Source organism: Pseudomonas sp. (assembly GCF_049645325.1).
Lineage (GTDB): Bacteria > Pseudomonadota > Gammaproteobacteria > Pseudomonadales > Pseudomonadaceae > Aquipseudomonas.
In genome coordinates this window covers 1-6,416 of the sequence record NZ_JBARTQ010000157.1, presented here as the reverse complement: position 1 = coordinate 6,416, position 6,416 = coordinate 1, and the positions used below count along the sequence as shown (strand labels likewise).

Annotated in this window: 8 protein-coding genes; 4 read left to right on the top strand and 4 right to left on the bottom strand. The window is 61.9% G+C overall.

Annotated features, from left to right (window positions below; genetic code table 11):
* On the bottom strand, window positions 1–486 hold a 486-nt coding region (locus WBB95_RS07100; RefSeq protein ID WP_424486918.1), incomplete at its 3' end, for an MFS transporter.
* A gap of 116 nt (window positions 487–602) precedes the next feature.
* On the opposite strand from WBB95_RS07100, the gene WBB95_RS07095 reads away from it, so the two are divergent.
* From WBB95_RS07095 to WBB95_RS07085, 3 genes are all read left to right on the top strand, one after another.
* A complete protein-coding gene (locus WBB95_RS07095; protein ID WP_424486917.1) occupies window positions 603–1,556 on the top strand; it encodes a LysR family transcriptional regulator in 954 nt (317 codons plus the stop codon).
* 80 nt (window positions 1,557–1,636) lie between these two features.
* Window positions 1,637–2,155 (top strand): sigma-70 family RNA polymerase sigma factor, encoded by a 519-nt coding sequence (locus WBB95_RS07090; protein WP_424486916.1) that lies wholly within the window; start codon window positions 1,637–1,639, stop codon window positions 2,153–2,155.
* Window positions 2,152–3,060, top strand: a complete 909-nt coding sequence (locus WBB95_RS07085; protein WP_424486915.1) for a FecR domain-containing protein — start codon at window positions 2,152–2,154, stop codon at window positions 3,058–3,060. Before WBB95_RS07090 ends, WBB95_RS07085 begins: the two co-directional genes overlap by 4 nt.
* A gap of 71 nt (window positions 3,061–3,131) precedes the next feature.
* Here WBB95_RS07085 and WBB95_RS07080 read toward each other — a convergent pair whose 3' ends face one another.
* From WBB95_RS07080 to WBB95_RS07070, 3 genes are read right to left on the bottom strand one after another with little or no spacing between them, the layout of a single operon-like run.
* Window positions 3,132–3,848: an ABC transporter ATP-binding protein gene (locus tag WBB95_RS07080; protein ID WP_424486914.1), complete on the bottom strand. Its 717-nt coding sequence runs from the start codon at window positions 3,846–3,848 to the stop codon at window positions 3,132–3,134.
* Complete coding sequence (locus WBB95_RS07075) at window positions 3,845–4,672, bottom strand: ABC transporter permease (protein ID WP_424486913.1); 828 nt, start codon at window positions 4,670–4,672, stop codon at window positions 3,845–3,847. The genes WBB95_RS07080 and WBB95_RS07075 overlap by 4 nt, the downstream gene beginning before the upstream one ends.
* A 10-nt stretch (window positions 4,673–4,682) precedes the next feature.
* Window positions 4,683–5,654 carry an aliphatic sulfonate ABC transporter substrate-binding protein gene (locus WBB95_RS07070; protein ID WP_424486912.1) on the bottom strand — a complete coding sequence of 324 codons (972 nt, stop codon included), beginning with the start codon at window positions 5,652–5,654 and terminating at the stop codon, window positions 4,683–4,685.
* A 376-nt stretch (window positions 5,655–6,030) separates the two neighbouring features.
* On the opposite strand from WBB95_RS07070, the gene WBB95_RS07065 reads away from it, so the two are divergent.
* Window positions 6,031–6,246 carry a TOBE domain-containing protein gene (locus WBB95_RS07065; protein WP_003173733.1) on the top strand — a complete coding sequence of 72 codons (216 nt, stop codon included), beginning with the start codon at window positions 6,031–6,033 and terminating at the stop codon, window positions 6,244–6,246.
* Window positions 6,247–6,416 lie beyond the last annotated feature (170 nt).

Genomic DNA, 6,416 nt, shown 5'->3' with positions numbered 1-6,416 from the left:
CAATAAACCGGACAAGGGGCTGCCGAAGATAAACGCCAGCGGCGCGCCAAAGTAGAAGAAGCCCATGGCCTTGCCGCGCGCGGCCTGTGGGAACCAGTACGTGAGGTAGAGGATCACGCCAGGGAAGAAACCGGCTTCGGCCACACCGAGCAAAAAGCGCAGCACATAGAAGCTGGTTTCGTTATGGGCAAACACCATTGCCGCCGACACCAGGCCCCAGCTGACCATGATCCGGCACATCCACAGGCGGGCGCCGACACGGTGGAGGATCAGGTTGCTCGGCACTTCCAGCAACGCGTAGCCGACGAAAAATACCCCGGCACCAAAGGCGAAGGCGGCGTCACTCAGGCCGGTGTCGGCCTGGAAGGCTTGCTTGGCGAACCCGACATTGGCGCGGTCGAGAAAGGCCATGATGTACATCAGCAGCAGGAAGGGCAGCAGCCGCCAGGAAATCTTGGCGAGCAGGGGCGCAGGCAGGGTTTTCATGAGCGATTCCGTTGTTTTGTTCTTATGCCAGCGACTGTACGGCGGCCGAGCAATGCGCTACAAATCGAATCTCGCTTACAACTGATAACCTCAGGGTATCGTTAACAAGGAAAAAAATGCGTAGTCCTGCCATCTCTCCCAGCCTGTTCAACCGTCTGCGCTACAAGCACCTGCACATGCTGGTGGCGCTGAGTTCCAGCCAGAACCTGCACCGTGCCTCCCAGGCCCTGAACATGTCGCAACCGGCGGCCACGCGCATGCTGCGCGAGATCGAGGACATGTTCGGCTGTGACCTGTTCCAGCGCTTGCCCCGGGGCATGCGCCCCACGGCGCTGGGGCAGGAGTTGATCCGGTTTGCCGAATCCGCCTTGAGCGGGCTGGACCGTTGCGCCGAAGAGCTGATGGCCCGCCAGCAGGGCGGATACGGCTATTTGTCGATCGGCACCATCATGGGCGCGGCCCCCGACCTGGTCATGGACTCCATCGCGCAGATGAAGTCGCTTAACCCGCAGCTACGCATTCGCATCATGGGTGACACCAGCGACCAGGTGATCCAGTTGCTCGAACAGGGGCGTATCGACCTGGGCATTACCCGGCGCAACGCCGCCACCGACAGCGAGCATTACACCTTCGAACCCTTGGGCAACGAACGCATGTTGGTCGTGGCCCACGCTGGCCATCCCCTGGCCCAGCGCGAGCGGCTGGAGCTGTCGGAGTTGGTCAGCGACTGGCCGTGGATTTTGCAGCCACAAACCAGCCCGGCGCGCATCGGCTTTGACCAGGCGCTGCAAGAACTGGCGCTGCCCAGCCCGGCGGACATCATCGAATGCAGCTCGGTGTATTCGATGCAGCAACTGATTCAACTGACCGACGCGGTGATGGTGCTGTCGGAAAGCGCCCTGCGTGACTACCTGAAAATGGGCCTGGTGGTGGCCTTGCCGGTGGCCCTGGATGTACGGCTGGCGCCGTTTGGCCTGTTGTTGCGCAAAGGCGAGGTGGTGAGCCGGGAATTGGGCTTGTTCATTGACATGCTGCGGCAGAAAGCCGCGATGCTTTCAACGCAATGTTGAAATGAGCATGGTGTGCCGGTGCGATATTAAATAGAATGAATCTCATTTGAGACTCACTCGCGCCACGCAGGTTGCTTGCCATGAATGATGCTGTCGTCCCGACCCACGCCGCCGAGCTGACGCTGTCGAGCTTGTACCGCGACCACCGCAGCTGGTTGGAAAACTGGCTGCGGCGGCGTTTGGGCAATGCCTGGGATGCGGCAGACCTCAGCCAGGATACGTTCCTGCGAGTGCTGGCCAGCGCCCAGCCGATTGCGCATCTGCAGGAGCCGCGCGCGTACCTGGTGACGGTCGGCAAGCGCTTGCTGGTGAATTTTCATCAGCGGCGCAGCCTCGAACAGGCCTACCTGAACGCCTTGGCCAACCTGCCCGAGGCGTGCGTTCCGTCGCCCGAACAACGCTGGCTGGTGCTGGAAACCCTGCAAGCCCTGGATGAACTGCTCGACGGTCTGCCGGTGCTGGTGCGCCGCGCGTTCCTGTGGAGCCAGTTGGAGGGCCTGGGTTATCGCGAGATCGCCGAGCGCCTGGCGGTATCCGAACGCACAGTCAAACGCTACATGGCGCAGGCCTACGAGCACTGCCTGTTGGTCGAGCTGTGAGCCGCGACGTCGCGCGCGCCGCTGCGCAGTGGCTGGCTTTGCTGGAATCCGGCGCCGCCACCGAGCGCGATCACGCCAACTTGCAGCAATGGCGCGACAGCCATCCGCAGCACGAACAGACCTGGCAAAAAGCCCAGTCGTTGCGTCAGCGGTTCAGCGCTTTGCCCCAGGCCTTGGCCATGGCCAGCCTCGACCGCCCGCAACCTGGGCGCCGCGCACTCCTCAAGCGTGCGCTGGGGGTGGCGGCACTGGTGCCGACCGCGTGGTTGCTCAGCCGCCAGTTGCCGATCGAGGTGTGGCGTGCCGACCTGCACACCGCCACCGGCGAACGCAAGCGCCTGCCGCTGGCGGATGGCAGCCACCTGCAACTCAACACGGCCACCGCCGTCGACATTGATTTTGCGCAGCGGCGCATCACCTTGGTGGAGGGCGAGTTGGCCCTGACTGTACCCGGCGCGGCGGCGCTGACCGTGCACACCCGTTATGGGCAAGTGCGGGTCAGCCAGGCTGAGGTGTGTGTGCGGCAATTGGCGTCCGGCTGCTTGCTGTCGGTGCTCAAGGGCACGGTGCAGGTACGCGATGTGAGCGGCCAATCGGCGACCCTGCAAGGTGGCCAACAAGCCTCACTCAACGCCGGCGGGCTTGGCACCGCGGTGCTGTTTGATGTGCTGCAATTGGGCTGGCGCGAGGGCGTGCTGACCGCGCAGAACCAGGCGCTGGGGGATTTTTTGCGCGAGTTGCAGCGTTATCGTCCGGGCGTATTGCGTTGGGATCAGCGTTTGGAAGCCTTGCGCGTTACCGGCAGTTTCCGCCTGGATGACACCGACCGCATCCTCAGCCTGCTGGCCTCGACCCTGGGGTTCGAGGTGCAGGCGCGGACACGTTATTGGGTCACACTTACCTGAAAACCCGGGGACTCACTGTGGGAGCAGGCAAGCCAGCGCCCACCTTTGCCCGGCTGCGTTTCCACTGATGTTCAGATCACATGCGCCCGTTGCAGCTCGGTCAAGGCCAGCGCCTTGAGCTGGGCCAGCAAGGGGTCACGCCGGTCCCTCGGGTGCGGCATCGCCACCGCGAGGTCCTGGCGAATGCTGCTGGGCCGATTGTCCATCACCAGCACCCGATCGCTCAGGTAGAGCGCTTCATCCACGTCGTGGGTCACCAGCAACAGGGCGATGGCATGGTGCGCCGCCAGTTGCAGCAGCAGGTCCTGCAGCTTCATGCGGGTGAAGGCATCGACGGCGCTGAACGGTTCGTCCAGCAGCAAGACCTGCGGGCGTGAATACAGGCCGCGTGCGATGGCCACGCGTTGCGCCATGCCGCCGGACAACGCCTTGGGCAGTGCCTGGGCAAACCCCTTGAGGCCGACTTCCTCGATCAACTGGGCGACCCAGGCTTTGTCATAGCGGTCGTCATCACTGAAACCGATGTTCTGTTCCACCGTCAGCCAAGGCATCAGCCGGGGTTCCTGGAACACAAACGCGACTTCGCCTTCCGGGCTTTGCAGCTCACCCTGAAAGTCGGTTTCCAGGCCGGCGATGATCCTTAACAACGTGCTTTTACCGCACCCGCTGGGGCCAAGCAGGCTGACCGCTTCGCGAGGCTGCAGGGCCAGGTGCATCTGGTTCAGCACGGTGGTGTTGGCGAAACTTTTACGCTCGACGCGAATGTCCAGCAACGGTTGCGTACTCATGGTTGCGCACCTTGGCCATTAAAGGTGTCACGCCACGCCAGGCAGCGTTTTTCCAGTGCCGCCAGCACGCCGTCACTGAGTTTTCCCAGGACGGCCAACACAATAATCGCCGCCAGCACGATGTCCGGCCGCGACGTTTCGCGGCCATCGCTGAGCAAGTAGCCCAAGCCACGTGTGGCGGCAATCAGCTCGGCCGCCACCAGGAACATCCACGCCAGGCTCAAGCCGCTGCGCAACCCGGTAAACAGGCCGGGCAGGGCGGCCGGCAATAGAATTCGACGTACCAGGCGCCGACGGCTGAAACCGTACATTTGCCCGACTTCCACCAGTTTGCGGTCGATATCACGGATGGCTGCGACACCGTTGAGGTACACCGGGAAGAACGCGCCGATGGCAATCAGCACGATCTTCGAGGTTTCATCGATGCCCAGCCACAGCAGCAACAGCGGCACCCAGGCCAGGCTCGGAATCGAACGCAACCCGGCGAAGGTCGGTTCCAGGTAGGCCTCGGCTTCGCGGCTGAGGCCGACCCAGGCGGCAAACACCAACGCCAGGCTGGCGCCGATAAAAAAGCCCAGCAACACCCGCAACAGACTGGCGCTGATGTGCTTCCACAGCGCGCCTTCGGCGAGGTCCGTGAGGGTCACGGCGATCTCGCTGGGCGCCGGCATCTGGTAGGAGGGCAGCCAGCCGATGCGCACCACGCCTTCCAGAATCAACAGGATCAGCACCGGCAAGGCCAGGCCTTTAAGCCTTCTTGGCCAGGCGCTGCGCTGGCCGATCACGGGCGCCGGAAGGGGCAATGCTTGGAGTTTGCCTGTCATCACGCGCCCCTTACTGCTTCGGCAGGGTCTGGCCAAACGAGGTGTCGATCAACTGGTCGATCACCTGATCGACGTTGACCCCACGGCGGACCAACTCTTCGGACACCAGGATCGGCGCGGCAGCCTTGGAGGACTCCACGTCCTTGGTGGTGAGCAGCGGGCTGCCGAGGTCGGTGCGCGACAGTTGCAGCTTGGCAACCTCCAGCGGCAGGCCGGATTCATCAGCAAGCAATTTGGCGAACTCATCCGGGTGCTTCACGGCCCAGTCGCGGGCCTTTTCATAGGCGCCAAGCACTTTGGTGATGGTCTGTGGGTGCTCCTTGGCGTACTTCTCGGTCACGCTGACCACGCCGTAGCTGTTGAAGTCTTTGTTGCGGTACAGCAGCCGCGAACCGGCCTGGATTTCGCTGGCGGCCATGTGCGGGTCGAGACCGGCCCAGGCGTCGACGTCACCTTTTTCCAGTGCGGTGCGGCCGTCTGGGTGTTGCAAGTGCACCAGCTCGACGTCGTCCTTTTTCAGCCCGGCCTTTTGCAGGCTGCGCAGGGTGAAGAGGTAGGGGTCGGTGCCTTTGGTGGCGGCAATTTTTTTGCCTTTAAGATCTGTGACGCTCTTGAACGGGGAGTCTTTGCGCACTACCAGAGCCGTCCACTCGGCGCGGCTGTAGACGTACACCGACTTGATCGGGCTGCCGTTGGCGCGGCTCAATACGGCGGAGAGGCTGGCGGAGGAGGCGAAGTCGACGCCGCCGCTGTTGAGGTATTCCAGGGAGCGGTTGCTGCCCTGGCTGAGCACCCAGCCGACCTTGCTGTGCGGCAGGGCTTGTTCCAGCCAGCCGAAATGCTTGAGCACCAGGCTGACCGGTGAGTAGTAGGCGTAATCCAGATTGACTTCAGCCGGGTCGGTGTCGGCGGCGAATGCGGGGTGTTGTGCGCACAGGGCGAGGGCGCAGGCGCCCAGTAAACGTAGGGTGAAGGGTTTCATGGAACAGCTCCGGGCAAGGCGTTGAGAGAAGGCTTTCTTATATTCAGAAAACTGAAACGGCATGTTCCATCATGCATTCTGGGAATATGCAGTCTCTGTGCCATCTCGCCGGGGCTCAGGGTGACCTGGTTGCTGCGCGCTGGTGAGACTGCGTCAGCGGTGTTTCAGGTTGAGTGCTGACGCCGTCTCTCGGGTGCTTGGCAGCTGCTACGCGGCGGGCAATTTGTTGATGAGGTGTTGGTGGGTGAACAGTACGTATATAGCTGTATCGAATAAATAAAGAGTTATATATTCCTTTTGTTATTTTGTTGGGTGGCGCATTTTGAGGGCCTGCGCATTCGTGCGGATTGACCCAACAGCCAAAAGGAAAGCCGACATGACTATCAAAGCGATCAACGTGCGCAACCAGTTCAAGGGCGTGATCAAGGAAATCCTGCTGGGGGAAGTGGTGTCGGAAATCGACGTGCAGACGGCGTCCGGCATCGTGACGTCGGTGATCACCACCCGTTCGGTGCGTGACCTGGAATTGAAAGTGGGCAGCGAGGTGATTGCGTTTGTGAAGTCGACTGAAGTGTCGATTGCCAAGTTGTAAGTCACGTTGCAGGTGTGGTTGTGTACATATCCGTTGTTTGGGTGATGGCTTATATGGGTTCCGCTCTTACAGCGGGTCACTTTCGAAAAGCGCGAAAGTAACCAAAGCGCTCTTGCCCCTCCACTCGGTGCCTCGCTGTGGCTCGGCATGCCCTCACTCCGGCTTGAATC

Excerpts from the sequence above, each read along its gene's own strand:
- WBB95_RS07095 (WP_424486917.1), top strand. The coding sequence starts at position 603 with ATGCGTAGTCCTGCCATCTCTCCCAGCCTGTTCAACCGTCTGCGCTAC.
- WBB95_RS07090 (WP_424486916.1), top strand. The coding sequence starts at position 1,637 with ATGAATGATGCTGTCGTCCCGACCCACGCCGCCGAGCTGACGCTGTCG.
- WBB95_RS07080 (WP_424486914.1), bottom strand. The coding sequence starts at position 3,848 with ATGAGTACGCAACCGTTGCTGGACATTCGCGTCGAGCGTAAAAGTTTC.
- WBB95_RS07075 (WP_424486913.1), bottom strand. The coding sequence starts at position 4,672 with ATGACAGGCAAACTCCAAGCATTGCCCCTTCCGGCGCCCGTGATCGGC.
- WBB95_RS07070 (WP_424486912.1), bottom strand. The coding sequence starts at position 5,654 with ATGAAACCCTTCACCCTACGTTTACTGGGCGCCTGCGCCCTCGCCCTG.
- WBB95_RS07065 (WP_003173733.1), top strand. The coding sequence starts at position 6,031 with ATGACTATCAAAGCGATCAACGTGCGCAACCAGTTCAAGGGCGTGATC.